Source organism: Bartonella kosoyi (assembly GCF_003606325.2).
Taxonomy (GTDB): Bacteria; Pseudomonadota; Alphaproteobacteria; order Rhizobiales; family Rhizobiaceae; genus Bartonella; species Bartonella kosoyi.
This window is the reverse complement of sequence record NZ_CP031843.2, coordinates 1535072-1557212: the sequence shown is the minus strand read 5'-3', so window position 1 is coordinate 1557212 and position 22141 is coordinate 1535072. Positions and strand designations below refer to the sequence as shown.

Genomic DNA, 22141 nt, shown 5'->3' with positions numbered 1-22141 from the left:
AATGAGAGAAATGTGCCTACTCTATTGAATAAAATAAAGAAAATAAGGGAAGAGCTTTCTTGTTTTTTGGCTTTTGAACACTGATATTTTTTATGTCAGAAACAAAATTTAAGATTTTTTTGTGGTGGAGACAAGAATGTTAAAACCTTTTAAAAAAGGGTATATTATTTTATCAGCGATACTTTTTACGTTAGAAATGCCCGTTGTTGTCGCGAAGGAACCCATGGAAATGCCTATTCATCCGATTCCTTTACAAATACACACAAACCAAGATACAATTTCTTATAAGGTAGAGATTGCTTTTACCCCTTCTCAAGCAGCAGCTGGTTTAATGTATCGGACTGATTTTCCACGCGATCGTGCAATGCTTTTTAAGCAGCAAAAGAGTTATCAATCGGAAGAGGAACAAAAGTTTTTTATGTGGATGGCCAATACACCTTTGCCCTTAGATATGATTTTTTTAAACTCTGAAGGGGTTATTGTATCGATTATTGAAAACACTTCTCCATTTTCAAAAAAGACTATTTCATCAGGCGTTCCTGCGGCTTTTGCACTTGAGATTAACGCTGGTGAAGTTTCTGAAAAGCAGATAAAAAAAGGGCAACGTGTTATTCATCCTGTCGTTTGTGGAAAGTGTGATAAAAAATGACAGCTGAGGACGTTCGTTTTTTTGAATATGATGGTTTGCGATTTGCTTATCGAGAAGAAGGGCAGGGTGCACCTATTTTGTTGATTCATGGTTTTGGATCTTCTGCACGAGTGAATTGGTATGCAACGGGTTGGTTTCGTACTCTCACTGAAGCAGGGTATCGTGTTATTGCTCTTGATAATCGGGGCCATGGAGATTCAGTTAAAAGTTATGATCCTAGCTTTTATACACCTCAAGCTATGGCTGGCGATGCGGTCAAACTTTTACAGTATCTAGAGTTATCTAAAGCCCATGTTATGGGATATTCTATGGGGGCTCGTATTAGTGCTTTTATGGCTCTTTTACATCCAACATATGTGAACAGTGTTATTTTTGGTGGTTTAGGGATTGGTATGGTAACGGGAGCAGGAAATTGGGAACCTGTTGCTGAGGCTCTTCTGGTCGAAGATCCCTCTACCATTACTAATACACGTGGTTTAATGTTCCGTAAATTTGCTGATCAAACAAAAAGTGATAGACGTGCTCTGGCTGCTTGTATTATCGCATCAAAACAGGAGTTAACGGCGTCCGAAATTTATAAAATTGAACAACCTGCACTTGTTGCTGTTGGTTCATTAGATGAGATTGGCGGTGCTGCAGAGCCATTAGCAGCTTTGTTGCCTTGTGGCGAAGCTTTATCAATTCCTGATCGAGATCATATGCTTGCTGTAGGTGATAAAGTTTATAAAAAAGGTGTTATCAATTTTCTTTCTCGTTATCCTATAAAATAAAAATTTTTAATAGATCTTAGCATTTGCAAAAATGCCCAATATTTTCGCGTATAAACTGAAAAGCTTATTTAAAATTTTCTATTTTGACATAAGTTTTTATAAAAAATAGGCAGAAAAATAAACTCTTATTCACTTATTTTATGTATTTTTTAAACTATGTAATTCCTTTGAGGTTAGATAACTATATTTAAAATTCTTTGAAAAGAATTATTTTTAAGTGATGTAATAATATTTTTTTGCTAAAAAATGTGGTTTTAAATAAAAAATTATTATTATTTTAATTTTCTATAGAAAGGATAAAATTATAAATCGTTGATTAATTTTTCTTCTAAACATGCTTCATAAATGCAGATGCTAAAATTGGAGATAAAATAAAATTATTTAAAATATACAGTTTTCTGCCATTTTTTTATCTATACGGGTATATTTAATAATGATAGACTCCTTTTATAAAAGTTCTTTATGAATATATAAAGAAAAAGTTGTGAATATTATGTAATATTAAGTCAATATTCAGATTAAGCTTTTTTACTGGCTTTACAGAATCAAAGGAATATCTTATTCGCGCGACACGCAATTATTTTAATCGTCTCAAAAAACAGGAGAGCGTAGTGAATGCTGATGAAATAAAAAAACTTGATAATTATTTAAAAAATACATTCCAAAACTCAGCATTGCAAGTCAGAGCACGGCCTAAAAAGGATGATTCTTGTGAGGTTTATATGGGGGATGAGTTTTTAGGTGTTATCTATCGAGATGAAGATGAAGATGAGCTATCCTATAATTTCTCAATGGCTATATTGGATATTGATTTAGAGAATTGATTGGCCTATTGATCCTTTAATGAAGTCTTTTTTCCCCATAAGGTTTATATGAGTTTTAGTGCTCTAAAACTTGTATAATTATGGCGTGCAATAATGAGGTGATCATGGATTGTAATCCCTAATGCATTTGCTGCGTCTTTTAATCTGTATGTCATTGTTATATCTGCATCGGAGGGAGTGGAATCACCAGAAGGATGATTGTGGACTAAAATAAGTCCTGACGCGGATAATTCTAAAGCTCGAGAAATAACTTCACGAGGATAAACAGGGGTGTGATCAATGGTTCCAGTTTGTTGTACTTCATCGGCAAGTAAGCCGTTTTTCTTATCGAGAAATAAAATACGAAATTGTTCACGTGTTTCATGAGCCATAACCGCTTTACAATACGCTAATACTTTATCCCATGATGAAAAAATATCACGTTTAAATAATTGCGCACGAGCAAGACGTCCAGCAACATCTGAAATAATTTTTAAATCAATTGCTGTTGCGGGACCACATCCTTGAACCTCTTGAAGTCGGTGAATATCAGCTCCTAACACATCCGCGAGTGAACCAAAATGTGCTATCAAATTTTTAGCTATAGGTTTTGTGTTTGCGCGAGGTATTGTGCGAAAAAGCAATAATTCAAGATATTCATAATCTTCAATTGCATTTCCTTTTGACTTTAAATAGCGTTTTCGAAGACGCTCACGATGTCCTTGATAATGTTTATCAAGCTGTGTATTTTTCTTAGGTTCTTCACTTTTTCTTTCTGATATTGGGGTAGGTAGCGAACTTGATGTTAACGCAAAGTGATTACTTTGAATATCTTCCTTTTGATTTAATTTTTTAGCCATAACATCTCTACAATGCATTAAATCTGCGAATTTGGAATATAAAAAATATTTTTAGGCGATTGTGTAAATATTTCATACCCTTTATTTGTAACACCAATTGTATGTTCATATTGTGCTGTCAAAGAGCGGTCACGGGTAACAGCAGTCCAGCCGTCAGATAAAATCTTAACTTGTGGTTTACCAAGATTAATCATCGGCTCAATTGTAAACATCATGCCTTGTTTTAATTCGATTCCTTCTCCAGGATTTCCGTAATGGAGAATATTGGGCGCATCATGAAACAGCTGACCGATACCATGTCCGCAAAAATCTCTCACAATTGAGCATCGTTCAGATTCTGCGTACTGTTGAATGGCAGCACCAATATCACCTGTTGTTGCTCCAGGTTTAACGACAGAGATTCCTCTCATAAGGCTTTCGTAGGTTATTTGTAAAAGGCGTTCTGCAGCACGTCTGATTTTTCCAACAGGATACATGCGGCTTGAATCACCATGCCAACCATCAAGAATAAAGGTCACATCAACATTCACAATATCGCCTTCTTGCAAGGGTCTTTTATTGGGAATACCATGACAGACAACGTGATTAATAGATGTACAGCATGAATGGCTGTATCCATGATAATTTAGATCAGCAGGAAGAGCGCCTTTTTGTGCACCAAAAGTAAATACAAAATCATCAATTTCTTGCGTCGTGACGCCAGGTTTAATCATATCCGTAAGCGCATCAAGGCATTCTGCCGCAATACGACCAACTTCACGCATCTTAGCGAAAGCATAGTCATCAAAAATGCGGATTTTTCCATTAAACTTTAAAGGGCTTTTATTATATTCAATATACTCAGTCATTGTTTCTTCTGTTTTCTATTTTTACTCTCTGAATCGGAAAAATGCCTTCTACACTTATGTGACACTTTATAGCATAACATTCTACTCCTGATTTTAATGCTAAATCAAACTTACGTCCATAGAGTGGATCAAGATCATGACAAATCGTAAAAGCTGTACAATCTTCTCGTTGAATAATATAAAGCATAGCAGCTCGTTTTCCTTGTTGTACGACGTGCATGAGTTCTTCAAGGTGACGGGCACCACGTTTTGTCTCGGTATCCGGAAATTCTGCTAATCCTTTTTGACGGATAAAATGAACATTTTTGACTTCTAGGTAACAATCAGGAAGGTTGTCATCACGTAAAAGAAAATCAATTCGTGATTGTGTCCCATAGCGTTGTTCTTTTAAAATTGTTTTATATCCACTTAATTCTGGTAATAATCCGTTTTGAATTGCTTCTAATGCAAGTTTATTGGGTAAAGTGGTATTAATACCAACCAAAGTATTATCGGCTTCAACAATTTCTAATTGATAAGCATATTTTCTCTTGGTTTTTTCATGATATGAAAGCCAAATGTTGGCGTTGGAAGCTGTCAATCCAAGCATTGATCCCGTATTTGGTACCGACACGGTGAAAATATGTTGATCATCTTGTTTAACATCTGCAAGGAAACGTTTATAACGACGGATAAGCTTTGCAGGGGAAAGTTTGGGAATAAAGTGCATATTCCTTTTTTTAGGATTTATGATTTCATAATTCAACTAAGATTATGATTGGTAGGCATTGTTACCTACTAAAAAAGATAAAATTAATGTAAAAAACGCTACGATATCTTATATAAATTGTTATAAACTCCATTGTTCACTTTAATGGCTTTGAAAATTTATTATTAGGGAATCTATACTCTTTGAGTGAGAAAATAACGTTGTCTATCATTTATTATTAAACAGCATTAGAGTACTGTGAAGAAGTTTACGTTAAAAAAAATAGTGGAGAAGGAGATAGTTTAAGTGAAACTAGGTAAGGTTGATGGCTGGAACGAATAAGAATCGCGAAAATTTAACAAACGGTCCCATTATTATTTTAGTTGAACCGCAGCTTCCTGAAAATATCGGTATGGTTGCAAGGGCAATGGCAAATTTTGGGCTTTCTAAGCTTCGATTAGTCAAACCTCGAGAAACATTTCCGAATGAAAAAGCTAGAGCTGCTGCAAGCAAAGCTGATCATGTCATTAACAACGCCGTGATTTTTGATACATTGCGTGATTCAATTGCAGATTTACACTATGTTTTTGCTACAACAGCACGTGAAAGATGTGGATTTAAAACGGTAAAAAGTGCTGTCGAAGCAGCAAATGTACTCCGTCAGCGTGAGAATATTGGACATAAAACAGGTATTGTCTTTGGAAGGGAGCGATGGGGACTGGAAAATGATGAAATCAGCCTTGTTGATGAAATTATCACTTTTCCAGTTAATCCTGCTTTTGCATCACTTAATATTGCACAAGCGGTTCTTTTGATGTCTTATGAATGGATGAAAACAGGTTTAGAGAATGTGAGTGATACGGCATTTCGTGCACCAGAAATGGAGCCTGCAAATAAAACAGTGTTTCATGGTTTTTTATCTCAATTAGAAGAAGCTTTGGATATCCGTGGGTATTTTAGGCCTCGAGAACGGAAAGAGGTTATGCTTGCAAATTTGCGCTCTGTTTTTACGCGCGCCAACTTTAGTGAATCTGAAGTTCGCTTATTGCGAGGCGTTATATCTTCATTGGATCATTTTTCTCCACAATATCCACGGGGGAGTAGAGCACCTCAAGAGCGCGATCGTCAAAAAATTAAAAACAAATGTGAAAACTGATGGATGAACGGCCTGTTCTTTTTTTTGATAGTGGTATTGGTGGCTTGACAGTATTGAGGGAAGCGCGCGTTCTTATCCCTGAAATACAATTTATTTATGTAGCTGATGATGCGGGATTTCCTTATGGTAATTGGGAAGAAAATATCCTGAAAGAACACGTTTTAAAGATTTTTACAAATCTTTTAACACGCTATAATCCCGCCTTATGTGTGATTGCTTGCAACACTGTCTCTACTCTAATGATGGCAGATTTACGACAAAACTTTCCTCATGTCTCTTTCGTAGGAACGGTTCCTGCAATTAAATCTGCTGCGGAACAAACAAAAACTGGTTTTATTTCCGTATTAGCGACTCCTGGAACAGTTAAACGTACCTATACAAATGAATTAATTAACTCTTTTGCTGGGCAGTGTCATGTTCAGCTTGTAGGAAGTGAAAAGCTTGCTGGATTTGCTGAAGATTATTTACGGGGAAAATCTATCGATTCAGAAGCGTTAAGAAAAGAAATCCTACCATGTTTTGTGAAAAAAAATGGCAAATATACGGATGTTATTGTTTTAGCCTGCACGCATTATCCTTTTTTGATTAATTTCTTTCGTGAACAAGCGTTATGGTCCGTTGAATGGATTGATCCAGCAAAAGCGATCGCCAAACATATTAGATCATTATTGCCCTTGTCTGAAAAAATACATCAGAACCCCATAAAGAAATATCAAGATTTTGCATTGCTGACGTCTAAAAATATCACTGCTTCAACAGAACATTTGTTAAAAGGATTTGGCTTAAAACTTATGAAAAGAGTTGACTTTAGAATACGAGATCAATAAAGATGCTCTAGCTTTTTCTTCCAAGAAAATGGCAGTAATTGACGTGTCCCGTGGATAACTTTGCATATTGGTATGTTAAGCTATTCTGTCAGTCTTTTGTATTTAAAGGCAGAGGAGGGCGCGTTTCCTTGGGGTCTTCAAGATCTCGTGTTTTATTTTAAAGGAAATGCGATGAGTAAACGCGAAACAACAAAGTATAAAATTGACCGTCGTATGGGAGAGAATATTTGGGGTCGTCCAAAATCTCCTGTCAATCGTCGTGATTATGGTCCAGGTCAGCATGGGCAGCGACGTAAAGGAAAACTTTCTGACTATGGGGTGCAATTGCGCGCTAAACAGAAGTTGAAAGGGTTTTATGGCGATATTTCAGAAAAGCAATTTCATAAAACTTATGTAGAAGCTGCTCGTCGGCGAGGTGATACGGGTGAAAATCTTATCGGTTTATTAGAATCTCGTTTGGATGCTGTGGTCTATCGTGCAAAATTCGTGCCTACGATTTTTGCTTCTCGCCAGTTTATTAATCATGGTCATGTGAATGTAAATGGGCGGCGTACAAATATTCAATCGTATCGTTGTAAACCAGGTGATGTTATCGAGGTTCGGGAAAAATCAAAACAGCTTGTTTTGGTTTTAGAATCAGTACAATTAGCAGAACGTGATGTCCCTGATTATATTGAAGTAGATCATAAACAGATGAAAGCGATCTTTACACGTATTCCTGCGTTTGCAGATGTTCCTTATGCTGTGCAAATGGAACCTAATTTGGTCGTTGAATTTTATTCTCGATAATTTTTTATGAAAAAAAATTTTTCTCTTTTATTATTATAATTTCAAACTATTGTATTGTTTTTATAATCTTTGAAGTTAATAAATATTTTGTAAATGGTTCTGTATTAAGCTTATTACACTATTCTCGTGTAATAAGCTTATATAGTTCCATTTCTTTTTTCGTATCTGTTTTTATAAATTCAAAAAATATAAATGTAAGCTTACTTTATATTTGTTTTTTATCTTTGCAAAAAGAGCTATTACTTGTGCAGGACATGGTTTTATGAATGATGTTTCCATTGAATATCAGGCAATAGAAAAAAACGAAAAGAAAGATGATCTTTTGGCAAGTAAAGCAGATGATTATCATCCAATATTCCGGTGTGCTCCTTCAAGTGTGGAATTTAATAAATTACGTAAACGACTTTTGCGTCATATGCGGCAAGCTTTGGATGATTTTTCTATGCTCTCTACTGGAAAAAAATGGCTTGTTGCTTTGTCAGGCGGAAAAGACTCTTATGGTTTATTAGCGCTTCTTTTAGATTTAAAGTGGCGTGGTCTTTTACCCGTTGAAATTCTTGCTTGTAATCTTGATCAAGGACAACCTGGTTTTCCTAAACATATTCTTCCAGACTTTTTGAGTTCTTATAAAATTCCCTATCGTATTGAATATCAAGATACTTATTCCATTGTTACAGATAAATTGGCAGAAACACAGACATATTGTTCACTTTGTTCTCGATTGCGACGTGGTAATCTCTATCGCATTGCACGTGAGGAGGGTTGTTCGGCATTAATTTTAGGGCATCATCGTGATGATGTTTTGGAGACGTTTTTTATGAATTTGTTTCACGGTGGCCGATTAGCTGCTATGCCTGGAAAACTTAAAAATGATGAAGGCGATCTTTTTGTGCTACGTCCTCTTGTCTATGCTGCTGAGGAAGATATGGAAAAATTTTCTCAAGCAATGCAATTTCCAATTATTCCTTGTAATCTTTGCGGTAGTCAAGATGGTTTACAACGTAAGGCAATGAAAGAAATGCTGAAAAATATCGAAAGACAAATGCCAGGACGCAAAGATACAATGATTCGCGCTTTAACAAATGTGCGCCCAAGTCATTTACTTGATAAGAAATTCTTTGATTTTAAAACGTGTTAATAAAAATGAAGCATTTAAAAAAATAAGTTTAAAAATTTCAATTTAAGTCACTTATTTATAATAATTCACTGTTTTGCAATTTAACTCCCGTAAATGTTGTATTTTGAATTTTCTTATATTGTATCCATAAAAAATATCCCCCCATATCACAAAGCCGGACTCTTATGTGTATAAACACAATTTAAAAAACTTCCTTTAAATAAGCAATGACTGTCACACTATGGAAAAATAGGAAAATAGTATAATTATCGGTTTGACCTTTTTTAAGTAAAAATGAGAGAGCTTTGTATATTTTACTGTTGTGTGGTAAAATACCATTATTTAGAATAGCGAATCCAAATTATCTTAAGAACTTGATAAAATAAGTATTTTTAGAGTGTATAACAAGCATTGAAGACAGAGGTTGTTCGTCAATTCTCATGAAGTGATTCATATGAATAATCGAGTCTTATTGTGAACCGTTGCTTTTTTATAAACAAACTCTGATGAGAAACTTCATCATTGAGAATGAGAAGAAGTTCAATTTTTAAACGGCTATACCATAAAGGTCATAGGCGTCCGATTGTTCGATTTTAACGGTGATAAACTCACCGACACGCAAGGGGCGTCGTGATGATATATGGACAACACCATCTATTTCTGGAGCATCGTATTGACTACGTCCTTTGGCAACCTTTCCTTGACTTTCATCGATAAGGACTTGGAGTCTTTTTCCAATTTTTTTCTTTAAAAGATGTGTAGAAATTTGTTGTTGTTTTGCCATAAAACGATGCCAGCGGTTTTCTTTCACATCTTCAGGAATATTTTCTAATCCTAAATCATTTGCAACGGCTCCTTTTACTTCTTCATATTTAAAGCATCCAGCGCGTTCAATTTTTGCTTCTTCTAACCATTCAAGGAGTATATTAAAATCTTCATTTGTTTCGCCTGGAAATCCAACAATAAATGTTGATCGCAAAGTAAGGTCTGGACATATTTTTCGCCACTTTTCAATTCTACGGTTTGTTTTTTCCATAAGAGCAGGACGATTCATATGACGCAAAACAATTGGTGATGCATGCTGAAAAGGAATATCCAGATAAGGGAGAATTTTTTTTGCCGCCATAAGTTCGATAATCTCATCCACATGTGGATAAGGATAAACGTAATGCATACGCACCCAAATGCCCATATCACCCAGTTCGCGACAAAGATCAAAGAATTTCGTTTTTATTGTGCGATCTTTCCAAGAGTTTTCGAGATATTTAAGATCAATACCATAAGCACTCGTATCTTGTGAAATAACCAAGAGTTCTTTTACACCTGCTTGTACCAGTTTTTCAGCCTCACGAAGAACATCACCGATGGGACGTGAAGTGAGATCACCACGCAGTGTAGGGATGATACAAAAACTACACCTGTTAGAACATCCTTCAGAAATTTTTAAATAGGCGTAATGGCGAGGTGTTAAACGAATACCTTGCGGAGGAACTAAATCAAGAAAAGGATCATGAATAGGAGGAATTGCTGTATGAACAGCTTCTATAACACTTTCATAAGCTTGTGGTCCTGTAATAGCCAATACATTTGGATAGGTTTGACGAATAACATCAGGATCAGCACCAAGACACCCTGTTACAATAACTTTTCCATTTTTTTTGAGAGCTTCATCAATATTGGCTAGCGATTCTTTTCTGGCAGAGTCGAGAAAACCACAGGTATTTACAATAACGACATCAGCTCCTTGATGTTGACGTGAAATTTCATACCCTTCAGAGCGGAGACTTGTAATAATTCGCTCAGAATCTACGAGTGCTTTTGGGCATCCGAGGGAGACAAAACTAATACGAGGTGCGACCATGATAATCCTATAATTACTATGAAGATTGCGTTCCGCTTTTATTGACTTAAAAAATGTTCTTTATTTTTACAGATAACAATCTGTTATAAATCGATTTGATTTTTTTCTACAATATTTTGTGTATGCTTACAATTTTATCTTATTATACATACTATTATTGAGAGCGATGACATAAGACAGACTCCTTCAAAACATTCAAGCTCTTTTAGAGTAGGTGGTGAATATTTTTAAGCTGTTTTGTCGATCCTTACGTCAGTGAACGATATATGAGAGAAGAGGGCTAGTGAAACGCGTCCGATAAGGATTTAGATTTATTTATACCCCCTATTGGGGGTATCTTTTAGCTATGGGGAGAAAATCAACTGCGTGTGGCACAATATTTTAAAATACTCAGCAGTTTTTTACTACACTTTATTAGCGTATGTATGGCGTATTATAATAGGATTGTTTTTAATATTTGCGAATAAGTCCGGTAAGTTTTCCTTGTATTTCTACACGCTCGGATTTGTATGTACGTACTTCGTAGTGAGGATTAGCAGCTTCTAATGCAACAGAGGTTCCTTTGCGTCGATAACGTTTTAATGTTGCTTCTTTTTTATCAATAAATGCGACAATAATTTCACCTGATATTGCTGTATTTTGGCGTTTTACAATAATCGTATCTTTATCAAGGATCCCAGCCTCAACCATAGAATTGTCTTTAACTTCTAATGCATAGTGCTCACCTGTATTAACCATATCGTGTGGGAGAGAAAGTGTGCTTGTTTGTTGCAGTATAGCAGAGGCGGGCACACTCGCAGAAATACGTCCCATAATGGGGATTGTGATATTTTTTTTTTCTTCTTCCTCAAAACTTCCAAGATTAGCTAAGTTTTTTGATATTTCTCTTTTATTTTTTTCTATCATACTGGGAGAAATCTTACGGGCTAGAGAAAGGTTAAATGTTATTTTTTCAGGAAGTCGAATCACTTCCACTGCACGAGCACGATTGGGCAAACGACGTATAAAACCCCGTTGTTCCAAGGCAATAATAAGCTTATGAATGCCAGACTTTGAAGAAAGTTCTAAAGCATTTTTCATTTCTTCAAAAGAAGGAGGAACACCTGTTTCTTTTATATGATTGTGAATAAACAAGAGGAGCTCATATTGTTTACATGTCAGCATTCAATGTTCCAATCAAAAAAATTACAGTAAAAAATACGTGTATATATAATAATTATACAATTTTTTCGCTAAATCAAAATTATTTGCTTTATTTTTGATCTTATAAATAAAGTTAATTAGGCAATATCTTTATTTATAGACATATTTAATATATAATAAGTGCGAAGTTTTACTTTAATAAATTTATCATAATATTTTTATGTATATAAAAATACACTAATATTAAATGATATATAAAAATATTTTATGGCTCTAACTGAATTATCCGACACTCAATTTTATGGACAGTGTTATCCTTCTATTTTTTTAATATATCTACGTATTTTAGCATTTTCTCATATAAAAAGTTAAAAAAATACATTCTTTCAATAGCTTAACGGATCACTTTATGTGTATTTAGAATCATTTTCCACATTGTTTTTGTTTTTTTTATTGTTTAGTTAAATTATCTACAGCGACAATAATGTGCATCATTTATAGCCATGCCTGATATTTTCAATGAGACTAAATTTTTTTGTTTTACGTTTTCTTTATTCTATAGGATAATTGACTTTCGTTATAGAATCATTGCACGTCCATAAAAAGTTACGTCCTCAAAATGCCATTGTTGTTCATTGTCATATTGATTTAAAAAAGAGATCTCTTAATGTGCTTGCTTCCATTAAGATGATCTTGCGAATAACATAAAATCTCTTAGGCAATGCTTTCTTCACATCTCAATAGTCTACAGCCTCCCGCCGCCCCGTACTTATTTTGCCCACCCCTCATGTTGCGATAATTTTGAGGTATTAAAAAAATACAAGAGGTATTCTCATTTTTTTTAATCGTTTTATTCTTCTCTTTATGTTGTGCAAACAAATGATTTTTATGAGTTCAATATAAAAGGAACAAAAAAATTAGAAATAAAGAAACCTTACGGTATTCAGATCTCTCATTCGAATGAAAAAAAGTAAATTATTATAAATCAATATGTTATTTTATAAATCTTTATTCATCTTTAAATTTGAAAACTAAAACATAAAGTATAAAAAATAATATAATAATATAGAGTAGGAGGTATTTTTCTGTTCTCCCCATAATGTTTAACAACCCATGTGTGGAGGAGGAGGGGGGATTTCTTATAATTTTAGTACTTCGAATCTATGAGATATTTTAATCATTAGATTATTTTTTTATCGAGATTTCAAAAAGAAGATCAAAAAAACTCTATCTACAATGACGAAGAAAGGGGAGAAAACGGAAAATTATTGATAACTAAAAAAAATAATAATATTTTTTCCAAAAGGTGTTGACCAAATGAAAAGTCAACCGTATGTTCCCTTCACTTTCTACAAATTAGATAGTCTGCAAACTAGATAGCTTGTGTGAGAGCGCGTAGCTCAGCTGGTAGAGCAACTGACTTTTAATCAGTAGGTCCAGGGTTCGAATCCCTGCGCGCTCACCAAATTTATATGATATGGATAAGCTATACAGAAGTTTGATGATCTTTGTTTCTTTGATTCTTTTTAGTTTTTTGTCTCCGCTAATTCTTTTTGGAATTTTTTGATTTATTCTATAGCCAATCCTTTTCTATCAACTGTTTTGCTATAGAGTGCTCCTCTGCCCAACCCGAAAGAGCTTTAAAGCTTGTGATATAATTACACTTGTGTTGATAACAAGTGTGGCTACTCGTTTTTGTAATTCATAGACCGTGTTTTAATGCCCACCGCATCACGTGAAACAAGTTGGTAAAATCGATACTTATTCACAATTTGTGTTTATTCACAGCTTATCTTATAAGATGATTTTCTATAAGATATTGATTTATATATATTTTATCTTTGGACTTTTTTATATAGTGCATTTATTTCTTATGACAATCATAAAATGGTTAACAATGTGTTAATTTTTTGATAAAAGAAGCGAATTCAAGGATGGTATATGCGCGAGGGATATCATTTAAAAACGTGAACCCTCCTCTCGCGTATAGAAAGCGTGACGTGGTTTTTACAGTAGTACTTAACAAAAATAAGTGGACTGAATAGATGCCTTCAAATAGTAAAAAGAAATTTACTTCTATTATCAAGCAGACATTTCAATTATTTTCTATGATCGTTGTTTCTCAATCATTGGTGTCTTGTTGCGCAAGCGAAACCGCACATTTTTCAATAAAAGATTTCTATCATAATAAACCAATTGACGTAAATACTTCTGTTCTACCGAAACAAATATCCAATAATAAAAATCAAGCAGAAGCAAAAAAACATGGGCGGGCGATTGTTGGTAAACCTTACCAGATAAAAGGAAAGTGGTATTATCCTGAAAATGATCCAACGTATACACGTGTTGGCGAAGCATCATGGTATGGTTCAGATTTTCATGGGCGTTTAACAGCAAACGGTGAAATTTATGACATGAACCTTCTGACTGCTGCTCATCCTACAATGCCTTTACCTAGCTATGCTCGTGTTACTAATTTGAAAAATGGATCTTCACTCATTGTTAGAGTGAATGATCGCGGACCTTTTATGAAAGACCGTATCATTGATTTATCAAAGCAAGCTGCAACAATACTTGGTTATGTAGATAGGGGCGTTGCAGATGTTAAAGTAGAATATATTGCTGAAGCACCCATTGGCTATTATGATGGTGCATATTTAATGGCCTCTTATACTCCTGGAAATACGGACTCATACTCATTAGCGTCAGAAAGCGTTTCGAAAAAAAGAGAAACTGTTTTGTTCAAGGAGCGTAACACAGAGAACAAAGAAGGATTAGCTAAAGCAGATCCTGTTTCACAGGAACAACGCAATAAAAATGTTGCAGTGAAATTGCCAGAAATTGGTCCTATCATGGTTGATAAGCCGGTGCCATTCGATCAAGTTGCTTCTATAAATAAGCTCAACAAAAGAACAAAGGTCAATTGGCTACAACTGTTTTAAGAAAAATGCGTTGATTTTTAATCAATATCATTTTCAAATAGAAAGAAAAAAGGGGGGAGTATTATTATTAATAATAACTTGATGTGTCTCTCCAATTGATTGCTAGTCTATTCTTGCTTTTATGACAGTGTTTTCTGATAAAGCGCGTACTTTTTTTGTTGTAATCGCTTTTGCTAAATTGAAGGAAAGTAGACTGCATGAATGTGTTTATGTAATCATCTGAAATGATTACACAATCTAATTTGCGAAACAATATTCTCTTTTGATTCCTCTTTGCAGCCTTCAAAAGCATATAAGGTAATTATGAGGAGATTACGTGTTGCCTCATTTTTTCTCGATTTTTTACTCGATTTCTTAATGGAGTCCCCCCCTTCACGTAGACTGAACATTTCAAACAAAATATACTTTATTGCCAATTCACAGGTGCCCATTTTAAAGAAATATATGCTCTAAAATCTATTTTATGACAGTGTTCGTGAAGAGGGGAACTGTAAAGCTATTAGGCATGACTCTCTTTACATGTATGAAGATATAAAGATACATCATACATTTTGCAAAGCTCTTATGTTTTGCAAAAATCCTTAGTATTTGAGAGATTTATAAAAAGTATTTTTACACTCTCTTTAATAATCTTAATCTTCACCCCTATCCTAATCTTACTTATGAAAGGTAAAAAAGTGATCATTTATTATAAATAAATCAACGTACTAATAATAAAAAAGCCCAAAAGTCTTTGCATCTTTCATGCTTTAAAATTTTTTCTTTAATTCTCAATAATTCTTTAATTTGCAGAAATAAAAAAGTTTTTTCCTATATAATGATTCTTGATGCTGATCTTTGGATGGGAGGAGTGGCTCATGTATACAGTATTAAGGATCTTATTGACCTTATGGGGAATATTGGCATTTAACACGTGGGGGAGAGCACAAGATTTTCAAACTTCCGCTTCACAAGTGTTGTTACTCGATGATGATACAGAAACAATACTCCTTGAAAAACAAAGTGATATTCCTTTTTTTCCTGCTTCATTAGCAAAACTGATGACGGCAGAAGTCGTTTTTCATCAATTAAAAGAAGGATTGTTAAAGAATACCCAAAAATTCAAGGTCAGTGAAAATGCTTGGCGTAAGGGTGGGGCACCTTCCGGTACAACCACGATGTTTGCAAAAATAAAGACAGAAATCAATATTTCTGATCTTTTGCGTGGTTTAATTATTGTCAATGGAAATGATGCTGCTATTATTCTGGCTGAAGGAATATCAGGAGATGAGGACCATTTTGCACAGCTGATGAATCAGCGTGCTAAAATAATTGGATTATCTCAGAGTCATTTTGTTAATGCAACAGGGCTTCCCGAAGAGGGACAATTTGTAACAGCACATGATATGATTATATTGGCGCGTCATATTGTTCAGGAATATCCAGATTATTATACACTTTATCGTGAGCCTCATTTTACGTGGAACAATATTTTTCAACGGAATAAAAACCCTCTTATTTCTAAGGAAATTGGTGTAGAAGGATTTGGTTTTGGCTACAGCGAAAAAGAAGGATTTTCAATGGTTGCCACCATTTATAAAAATCATCGGCGTCTTTTTTTAGCAATCAATGGTTTGCAAGATGGTAAAAAACATACAACGGAAATAGAACGTATTCTTCAATGGGGAATAACGGCTTTTGATCTCAAAACGATTTTTACAAAAGGAGCAACGGTTGCCCGTGCTTCTGTTTATGGTGGAAAGAGAAATTTTGTTCCACTTATTGTCAAAAAACCAATAAATTTTATGCTTTCCAATGAAAAAAAAGCCAATGTTAAAGCAAAAGTTAAATATCATGGTCCCTTAAAAGCGCCCATCGTTGCAGGGCAATCAGTTGGTGTCATTCAAATTTTAGAAGATAAAAAGGTTCTTTTGGAAAAACCAGTTTTTGCCGGTGTGAATGTTCCGGAAGGAAGTTTCTTTACAAAAGTAAAAGATGCATTCTATGAAATAACAATTGGATGGTTGCGAAAATATTTATAGTTACGCGCTAATAAGGTTAAGGTTCATACGTGTCAGGTTATTTTATTACATTCGAAGGAGGGGACGGGGTAGGAAAAACAGTGCAGATTGCTTTACTTGCTGAATATCTCTCTCGCCAAGGTTATGATGTTGTTACAACACGAGAACCAGGAGGAACACCAGGGGCAGAGGCAATCCGGCATATTTTGTTGTCAGGGCAGACACAACAATATGGACCGTTGATTGAAGCAGTGTTGTTTACAGCGGCACGCACCGATCATGTTGCCGAAATTATTGCGCCTTCTTTGCAAAAAGGTAAAATCGTTTTATGCGACCGCTTTATTGATTCTACGCGTGTTTATCAAGGGCTCAATGAAACCGTCAATTCTTCTATTCTTTCTGTTTTAGAGTGTATTGCGCTCAATGGTATCATGCCTCATTTAACATTTTTATTAGATATGCCAGCAGAGTTTAGTATAAAGCGTGCTAATTTGCGAAGAAAACAAACAGAAGAAATCGATTATTTTGAAAAAGATCAGTTGGAAATTCAAGAACAAAGGCGTCAAGCTTTTCTTCAATTGGCCAAACAAGAGCCACAGAGGTTTCGCGTTATTGATGCGACTGGCTCAGTGGAAGTCATTGCGCATCAAATAAAAAATTTTTGTCATCAAGTATTGTTGGATCAGTTTTCATGAGTGATGTCATAAATATCTTCCCCCAATATGATGGTATTGAGACAATTTTATCTCCGTCCCAGAATAATGTTATCTTTGGTCATGAGGATGTTCGTGACTTTTTAACACAAATGCTTAAAGAAGAGCGTTTGCACCATGCGTTATTATTTGAAGGAGAATATGGAATTGGAAAGGCGACATTAGCCTTTCATCTTGCTTGGAATATTTTAAGTTCTCAAAAAGGAAATTTCTTAGAACCCGATCCTCATTCTATTCCATGGCGCCAAATTACACAGGGGAGTCATCCTGGTCTTTTGTATATTTCACGTCGATTTGATATCAAAACACAAAAGTTTAAAACAGGAATACTCATTGATGATATCCGTGATATTATGCATTTTTTAAGCCGAACATCGCAAGATAATGGATGGCGTATTGTTATTATTGATTCTGCAGACGATATGAATAGAAATGCCGCCAATGCACTTCTTAAAATACTTGAAGAACCGCCTACAAAGACGCTCTTTATTATTATCACACATTCTTTAGGAAAATTGCTTCCAACCATTCATTCACGGTGTCAAAAAATTTCTTTTCGCCCACTCAATCATGATGAAATGCAAAAAGTCATTACACATATTTTCACCAATCAGGATTTACCTGATGAAAAAACGATTGAAATGATTATTAAAAAATCTAAAGGAAGTCCTCGAAAAGCAGCTTTACTTATTCGCCATGGCGGTCTTGAAATTATTAAAACAATTGATGCCCTTCTAGAGCAACCTGTTTGTAACACAACGATTGTACACACGCTTGCACAAACATTTTCATCTGTTTCTTCCCCATTCCAATTTCAACAATTTTGTGATGAAATTCTTGATAAAGTTCAACAAAAAGCTATCACGCTCGTTGAAAAAGGAAATTTATTTCTCTCAAAAAAATATGCGCAAAAATGGCAGGAGATTCATCGAGAAATAGAGGAAATACAACTGTTTAATCTCGATAAGAAGCAGTTTGTTATTAACTTACTTTTTAGAGTTCATAAGATCATTCATGAGGATTAGTTTTTCCGTGACAATGTGATAAACAGACGTTATGTCATTGTATCTTTTATTTATAGCGTTTTACAATGAGTATGACATGCGTGACACATATTACATAACCACTCCCATTTTTTATCCCAATGGTAATCCGCATATTGGGCATGCCTATAGTGCCATTGCAAGCGATGTTTTAGCCCGCTTTCAACGATTAAACGGAAAAAATGTATTTTTTCTTTCTGGTACAGATGAGCATGGTCTAAAGATGCAACAAACTGCAGCAACATTGGACATGACACCTCAGCAACTTGCAGATCGTAATAGTGCTGTGTTTCAAAAAATGCTTGCGGTATTAAATTGTTCTAACGATGATTTCATCCGCACAACAGAAGAGCGCCATTCTCAAGCTTGTCAAAAAATTTGGAAAAAGATGGAAGAGAATGGCGATATTTATCTTGGCCGTTATAAGGGGTGGTATTCGGTTCGCCAAGAAGCCTATTATGAAGAGAAAGACACGGAAGTTGGACCCGATAATATTCGTCGCGAGAAAGAATTAGGCTCTCCTGTTGAATGGAATGAGGAAGAAAGTTATTTTTTTAGACTTTCTCGTTATGAAAAAGCTCTTCTTGAATATTATGAAAAATATCCTGATTTTATTGCTCCCATCGAGCGGCGTAATGAGATTATAAGTTTTATCAAATCGGGTTTAAAAGATATTTCTATTTCACGCACAAGTTTTAATTGGGGAGTTTCTGTTCCTGATAATCCCAAACACGTGATGTATGTTTGGGTTGATGCGCTTACAAATTATCTATCAGCAATTGATTTTTTTAATAAAAATTCAAAAAAACGTAATTTTTGGCCTGCAAATACGCATATCATTGGTAAGGATATTATTCGTTTTCATGCCGTCTATTGGCCGGCATTTTTAATGTCTGTGGGAATTGAATTACCTAAAAATATTTTTGCACATGGTTTTTTACTTAATCGTGGTGCCAAAATGTCAAAATCTGTTGGAAATGTCGTTGATCCTTTTGAAATGATTGATCATTATGGTCTTGATCAGGTTCGTTATTTTCTGCTCCGTGAAGTCCCCTTCGGACAAGATGGTAGTTATAACCATGAAAGCCTTGTGAATCGTATTAACGCCGATCTTGCTAACGATCTTGGAAATTTAGCACAGCGTTCTTTATCTATGATTGCTAAAAATTGTGATGCAAAGGTTCCTAAGCCCGCCGCATTTTTAGTTCAAGATAAACAGCTTTTAGAACAATCTCTTCAAGTGCTTGAAACGGTACACCAAGCGATGTCTTCTCATAGTATGCACTTAGCTCTATCAGCTATTTTTTCAACTGTAGCAGATGCCAATCGTTATTTTGCCAACGAACAACCTTGGAGTTTACGGAAAAGTGATCCAGAGCGATTTTCTACAGTTCTTTATATAACTGTAGAAATCTTGCGACGAATAGGAATTATGCTTTTGCCCTTTATCCCCCAATCCGCAGCAAAACTTCTTGATAGCCTCGCGGTTGCTGAAGATAATCGGTTATTGTATCATATAGCTCATGCAAAAATTCAAGAAGGACTTGATCTTCCACCACCAGAACCGATTTTTCCTCGTTATATCTTGAAGAAAGAAGATTCTCATCATGCTCATTGATACACATTGTCATCTTGATTTTGAAGATTTTTCACAAGATTTGGATAATTTTATCCAACGGGCTTTAGATGCTGATGTTCAACGAATGATAACAATTTCAACCCATGTTCGTAAATTAGATAAGCTGTTAGCTATTGCGCAAAGCTATGATCAAGTCTTTTGTTCCGTTGGAACCCACCCCAATCATGCGCATGAAGAACAAAATATTACAGCCAAAGAGCTTATAAAGCTCTCGAAGCATCCTAAAATTGTTGCATTTGGGGAAGGGGGGCTTGATTACCATTACGATTATTCTACACCAGAAGAGCAAAAGAAAGTTTTCCAAGAACATATCATTGCTTCTCGAGAAACACAGACTCCTCTTGTTATACATTCACGCGATGCAGATATCGATATGGAGAAAATCTTACGCGAACAGATAAAGGAGGGAGCTTTTCCCTTTATTCTTCATTGTTATTCGTCTGGAATGCAGCTTGCTCGTGCCGGCATTGAACTTGGGGGGTATATTTCTTTTTCAGGTATCCTTACCTTTAAAAATGCATTTGAAATCCGTGAAATAGCAAAAATTGTGCCCCATGAGCAGTTGCTGGTGGAAACAGATGCACCATTTTTAGCCCCCACTCCTCATCGGGGAAAAACCAATGAACCATCTTTTGTATGCTATACAGCAGCTATTTTAGCTGAAACAATTGGCTTAAGCATTGAAGAAACAGCTCAAATAACAACCCGTAATGCTTTTCGTTTATTTAGTAAAATGAAATAAGGCAAAAGCTATGTGTGATCAGTATCGATTTACAATATTAGGCTGTGGTCCCTCTCCAGGTGTCCCACGACCCAATGGCGATTGGGGAACATGTGATCCCAATAACCCTAAAAACAAACGCTACAGAAGTTCTTTATTGGTTGAACGCATTAAACCATCAGGGAAAAGAACAACGGTCGTTATTGATACAGGTCCAGATTTTCGTTCACAAATGATCGATGCGCGTGTAAGTCATCTTGATGCTGCTCTTTACACGCATTCTCATGCAGATCATATCCACGGTATTGATGATTTACGCAGCTATGCTCTTGCACAAAAATGTTTAATTGATATCTATGCAGACAGCTTTACACTAAAGCATCTTAAAAATGCTTTTGGATATTGTTTTCAAACACCAAAAGATTCCTCTTATTCACCTATCTTAAAAGAGCATCTTATCGATGAAGATAGCCAATTTATTATTCAGGGGCAGGGGGGAGCAATAAGCGTCAATACGCATTTACAGTACCACGGAAACATTCATTCCTTAGGTTTTCGTATTGGGAATGTTGCCTATTGTACAGATGTTAGTGAATTTCCTGAGAAAACATTATCCAAATTAATGGATTTGGATGTTCTTATCATTGAAGCCCTTCAATTTAAATCTCATCCGAGTCATTTTTCTGTTGATCAAGCATTACAATGGATAGAATATTTAAAGCCAAAACAAGCCATACTCACACATATGGACAGATCTCTAGATTACAATGAGGTTGTCAATTACGTTCCAGCTTATGTAAAACCCGCACATCAAGGTCTTATTTTTGAAACAGAGGCATAAACCCATCACATCAACGCAATATTTTACTTTAAATAAAAATCCTTTCTAAAAACTATCCTTTATTTTGTTTTATTTTTGTCGTAATTAGTGCTTTTTTATGACAAAAATGAGGTTTTTTTATGCATAAGTATTTTAAGCGGGGAATATGTATTGTAGCTTTAGCGGTTTCCTTGACAGCATGTGGGGGGCGTTTAGAGAAAAATATTTCAACGACAACATTACATGATGGAACAATGAGTTGTGCCGATATTCAACGAGAGTTTTTTGCTAATCAACGTCAGATTAATGATACAATCGCAGAGCGTTCTAAAGCAAGAAACAAGAACGTAGCTTTAGCAGCAGCGGGTGTTATATTTGTACCTGCTTTGTTTTTTATGGATGTAAAATCAAGCGAAAGTAATGAAATTGCAGCTTTAAATAATCGTAATGCTGTTTTGAGTGATCTTGCACGTATGAAACGTTGTAAAATAATAGCACAATAATTTTTTTAATAACTATCTTGGTCTTTAAGGAATATACTTTAAAGACCAATTAAAAAGACCAATTAAGAAGCCTACGCTCTAAAAATATATAAGCTAATATTCGTGTGCCATTTTTCTCCAAATTTTTCATGATTTTTTTGTCGAGGATGTATGTTTTAAATTAGAGTTTGTGGTGTTTCCATTGCGTCCAGGAGGTTTTATTTTCTGTATTAAATTATCGCATAATATATATTATGGAACTTTTGGTGG

19 protein-coding genes, 1 tRNA gene and 1 pseudogene are annotated in these 22141 nt (G+C 35.0%); 16 read left to right on the top strand and 5 right to left on the bottom strand.

Annotation, left to right across the window (positions count from 1 at the left end; translation table 11 throughout):
* The first annotated feature begins 136 nt into the window (after window positions 1-136).
* The 3 genes from D1093_RS06785 (at window position 137) to D1093_RS06775 (ending at window position 2243) form a co-directional block, all read left to right on the top strand.
* Window positions 137-649 (top strand): DUF192 domain-containing protein, encoded by a 513-nt coding sequence (locus D1093_RS06785; protein ID WP_120101549.1) that lies wholly within the window; start codon window positions 137-139, stop codon window positions 647-649.
* Window positions 646-1419 (top strand): alpha/beta fold hydrolase, encoded by a 774-nt coding sequence (locus tag D1093_RS06780; protein WP_120101547.1) that lies wholly within the window; start codon window positions 646-648, stop codon window positions 1417-1419. Before D1093_RS06785 ends, D1093_RS06780 begins: the two co-directional genes overlap by 4 nt.
* A 611-nt stretch (window positions 1420-2030) precedes the next feature.
* Complete coding sequence (locus tag D1093_RS06775; protein ID WP_005773530.1) at window positions 2031-2243, top strand: DUF3126 family protein; 213 nt, start codon at window positions 2031-2033, stop codon at window positions 2241-2243.
* Window positions 2244-2287: 44 nt separating this feature from the next.
* Here the strand turns inward: D1093_RS06775 and radC are convergent, their stop codons facing one another.
* From radC to sfsA, 3 genes are read right to left on the bottom strand one after another with little or no spacing between them, the layout of a single operon-like run.
* Window positions 2288-3082, bottom strand: a complete 795-nt coding sequence (radC, locus tag D1093_RS06770) for a RadC family protein (protein ID WP_120101545.1) — start codon at window positions 3080-3082, stop codon at window positions 2288-2290.
* A gap of 17 nt (window positions 3083-3099) precedes the next feature.
* The gene (gene map, locus D1093_RS06765) at window positions 3100-3930 is read right to left on the bottom strand and encodes a type I methionyl aminopeptidase (RefSeq protein ID WP_120101543.1); all 831 of its coding nucleotides are present in this window, start codon (window positions 3928-3930) and stop codon (window positions 3100-3102) included.
* The gene (gene sfsA / locus D1093_RS06760; protein WP_120101542.1) at window positions 3923-4639 is read right to left on the bottom strand and encodes a DNA/RNA nuclease SfsA; all 717 of its coding nucleotides are present in this window, start codon (window positions 4637-4639) and stop codon (window positions 3923-3925) included. Before sfsA ends, map begins: the two co-directional genes overlap by 8 nt.
* A 304-nt stretch (window positions 4640-4943) precedes the next feature.
* Here sfsA and D1093_RS06755 point away from each other — a divergent pair.
* The 4 genes and pseudogenes from D1093_RS06755 to ttcA all read left to right on the top strand — a co-directional run bounded on the left by D1093_RS06755 (window position 4944) and on the right by ttcA (window position 8528).
* Window positions 4944-5781, top strand: a pseudogene (locus D1093_RS06755) (RNA methyltransferase).
* The gene (gene murI / locus D1093_RS06750; protein ID WP_120101540.1) at window positions 5774-6601 is read left to right on the top strand and encodes a glutamate racemase; all 828 of its coding nucleotides are present in this window, start codon (window positions 5774-5776) and stop codon (window positions 6599-6601) included. Before D1093_RS06755 ends, murI begins: the two are co-directional and overlap by 8 nt.
* A 171-nt stretch (window positions 6602-6772) precedes the next feature.
* Window positions 6773-7390 carry a 30S ribosomal protein S4 gene (gene rpsD / locus D1093_RS06745; RefSeq protein WP_120102374.1) on the top strand — a complete coding sequence of 206 codons (618 nt, stop codon included), beginning with the start codon at window positions 6773-6775 and terminating at the stop codon, window positions 7388-7390.
* A gap of 262 nt (window positions 7391-7652) precedes the next feature.
* Window positions 7653-8528 carry a tRNA 2-thiocytidine(32) synthetase TtcA gene (gene ttcA, locus D1093_RS06740; RefSeq protein ID WP_120101538.1) on the top strand — a complete coding sequence of 292 codons (876 nt, stop codon included), beginning with the start codon at window positions 7653-7655 and terminating at the stop codon, window positions 8526-8528.
* A gap of 526 nt (window positions 8529-9054) precedes the next feature.
* Here ttcA and rimO read toward each other — a convergent pair.
* Entirely contained in the window at window positions 9055-10368 is a 1314-nt protein-coding gene (gene rimO / locus D1093_RS06735) for a 30S ribosomal protein S12 methylthiotransferase RimO (RefSeq protein ID WP_120101536.1), read from the bottom strand.
* Window positions 10369-10818: 450 nt separating this feature from the next.
* Window positions 10819-11532 (bottom strand): transcriptional repressor LexA, encoded by a 714-nt coding sequence (gene lexA, locus D1093_RS06730; protein WP_120101534.1) that lies wholly within the window; start codon window positions 11530-11532, stop codon window positions 10819-10821.
* A gap of 1368 nt (window positions 11533-12900) precedes the next feature.
* Between lexA and D1093_RS06725 the strand changes: the two genes are divergently transcribed.
* From D1093_RS06725 to D1093_RS06685, 9 genes are all read left to right on the top strand, one after another.
* Window positions 12901-12976, top strand: a tRNA-Lys gene (locus D1093_RS06725).
* A 580-nt stretch (window positions 12977-13556) separates the two neighbouring features.
* A complete protein-coding gene (locus D1093_RS06720; RefSeq protein WP_120101532.1) occupies window positions 13557-14453 on the top strand; it encodes a septal ring lytic transglycosylase RlpA family protein in 897 nt (298 codons plus the stop codon).
* An 857-nt stretch (window positions 14454-15310) separates the two neighbouring features.
* Window positions 15311-16474, top strand: coding sequence for a D-alanyl-D-alanine carboxypeptidase family protein (locus D1093_RS06715; RefSeq protein ID WP_120101530.1), 1164 nt, complete (start codon window positions 15311-15313; stop codon window positions 16472-16474).
* 29 nt (window positions 16475-16503) lie between these two features.
* The gene (gene tmk, locus D1093_RS06710; RefSeq protein WP_120101529.1) at window positions 16504-17148 is read left to right on the top strand and encodes a dTMP kinase; all 645 of its coding nucleotides are present in this window, start codon (window positions 16504-16506) and stop codon (window positions 17146-17148) included.
* Window positions 17145-18191 (top strand): DNA polymerase III subunit delta', encoded by a 1047-nt coding sequence (locus D1093_RS06705; RefSeq protein ID WP_120101527.1) that lies wholly within the window; start codon window positions 17145-17147, stop codon window positions 18189-18191. The genes tmk and D1093_RS06705 overlap by 4 nt, the downstream gene beginning before the upstream one ends.
* A 76-nt stretch (window positions 18192-18267) precedes the next feature.
* Window positions 18268-19827, top strand: a complete 1560-nt coding sequence (metG, locus tag D1093_RS06700; protein WP_120101526.1) for a methionine--tRNA ligase — start codon at window positions 18268-18270, stop codon at window positions 19825-19827.
* Window positions 19817-20590: a TatD family hydrolase gene (locus tag D1093_RS06695; RefSeq protein WP_120101524.1), complete on the top strand. Its 774-nt coding sequence runs from the start codon at window positions 19817-19819 to the stop codon at window positions 20588-20590. Before metG ends, D1093_RS06695 begins: the two co-directional genes overlap by 11 nt.
* Before the next feature lie 10 nt (window positions 20591-20600).
* Window positions 20601-21410: an MBL fold metallo-hydrolase gene (locus D1093_RS06690; protein WP_120101522.1), complete on the top strand. Its 810-nt coding sequence runs from the start codon at window positions 20601-20603 to the stop codon at window positions 21408-21410.
* 119 nt (window positions 21411-21529) lie between these two features.
* Window positions 21530-21892, top strand: coding sequence for a hypothetical protein (locus D1093_RS06685; protein WP_120101521.1), 363 nt, complete (start codon window positions 21530-21532; stop codon window positions 21890-21892).
* Window positions 21893-22141 lie beyond the last annotated feature (249 nt).

Bases quoted from the DNA above. Each gene is read 5' to 3' on its own strand.
- D1093_RS06780 (WP_120101547.1), top strand. From the start codon at position 646: ATGACAGCTGAGGACGTTCGTTTTTTTGAATATGATGGTTTGCGATTT.
- D1093_RS06705 (WP_120101527.1), top strand. From the start codon at position 17,145: ATGAGTGATGTCATAAATATCTTCCCCCAATATGATGGTATTGAGACA.
- D1093_RS06690 (WP_120101522.1), top strand. From the start codon at position 20,601: ATGTGTGATCAGTATCGATTTACAATATTAGGCTGTGGTCCCTCTCCA.
- lexA (WP_120101534.1), bottom strand. From the start codon at position 11,532: ATGCTGACATGTAAACAATATGAGCTCCTCTTGTTTATTCACAATCAT.
- ttcA (WP_120101538.1), top strand. From the start codon at position 7,653: ATGAATGATGTTTCCATTGAATATCAGGCAATAGAAAAAAACGAAAAG.
- map (WP_120101543.1), bottom strand. From the start codon at position 3,930: ATGACTGAGTATATTGAATATAATAAAAGCCCTTTAAAGTTTAATGGA.
- metG (WP_120101526.1), top strand. From the start codon at position 18,268: ATGCGTGACACATATTACATAACCACTCCCATTTTTTATCCCAATGGT.
- rimO (WP_120101536.1), bottom strand. From the start codon at position 10,368: ATGGTCGCACCTCGTATTAGTTTTGTCTCCCTCGGATGCCCAAAAGCA.
- rpsD (WP_120102374.1), top strand. From the start codon at position 6,773: ATGAGTAAACGCGAAACAACAAAGTATAAAATTGACCGTCGTATGGGA.
- D1093_RS06685 (WP_120101521.1), top strand. From the start codon at position 21,530: ATGCATAAGTATTTTAAGCGGGGAATATGTATTGTAGCTTTAGCGGTT.
- D1093_RS06695 (WP_120101524.1), top strand. From the start codon at position 19,817: ATGCTCATTGATACACATTGTCATCTTGATTTTGAAGATTTTTCACAA.
- radC (WP_120101545.1), bottom strand. From the start codon at position 3,082: ATGGCTAAAAAATTAAATCAAAAGGAAGATATTCAAAGTAATCACTTT.
- sfsA (WP_120101542.1), bottom strand. From the start codon at position 4,639: ATGCACTTTATTCCCAAACTTTCCCCTGCAAAGCTTATCCGTCGTTAT.
- D1093_RS06715 (WP_120101530.1), top strand. From the start codon at position 15,311: ATGTATACAGTATTAAGGATCTTATTGACCTTATGGGGAATATTGGCA.
- murI (WP_120101540.1), top strand. From the start codon at position 5,774: ATGGATGAACGGCCTGTTCTTTTTTTTGATAGTGGTATTGGTGGCTTG.
- D1093_RS06785 (WP_120101549.1), top strand. From the start codon at position 137: ATGTTAAAACCTTTTAAAAAAGGGTATATTATTTTATCAGCGATACTT.
- D1093_RS06720 (WP_120101532.1), top strand. From the start codon at position 13,557: ATGCCTTCAAATAGTAAAAAGAAATTTACTTCTATTATCAAGCAGACA.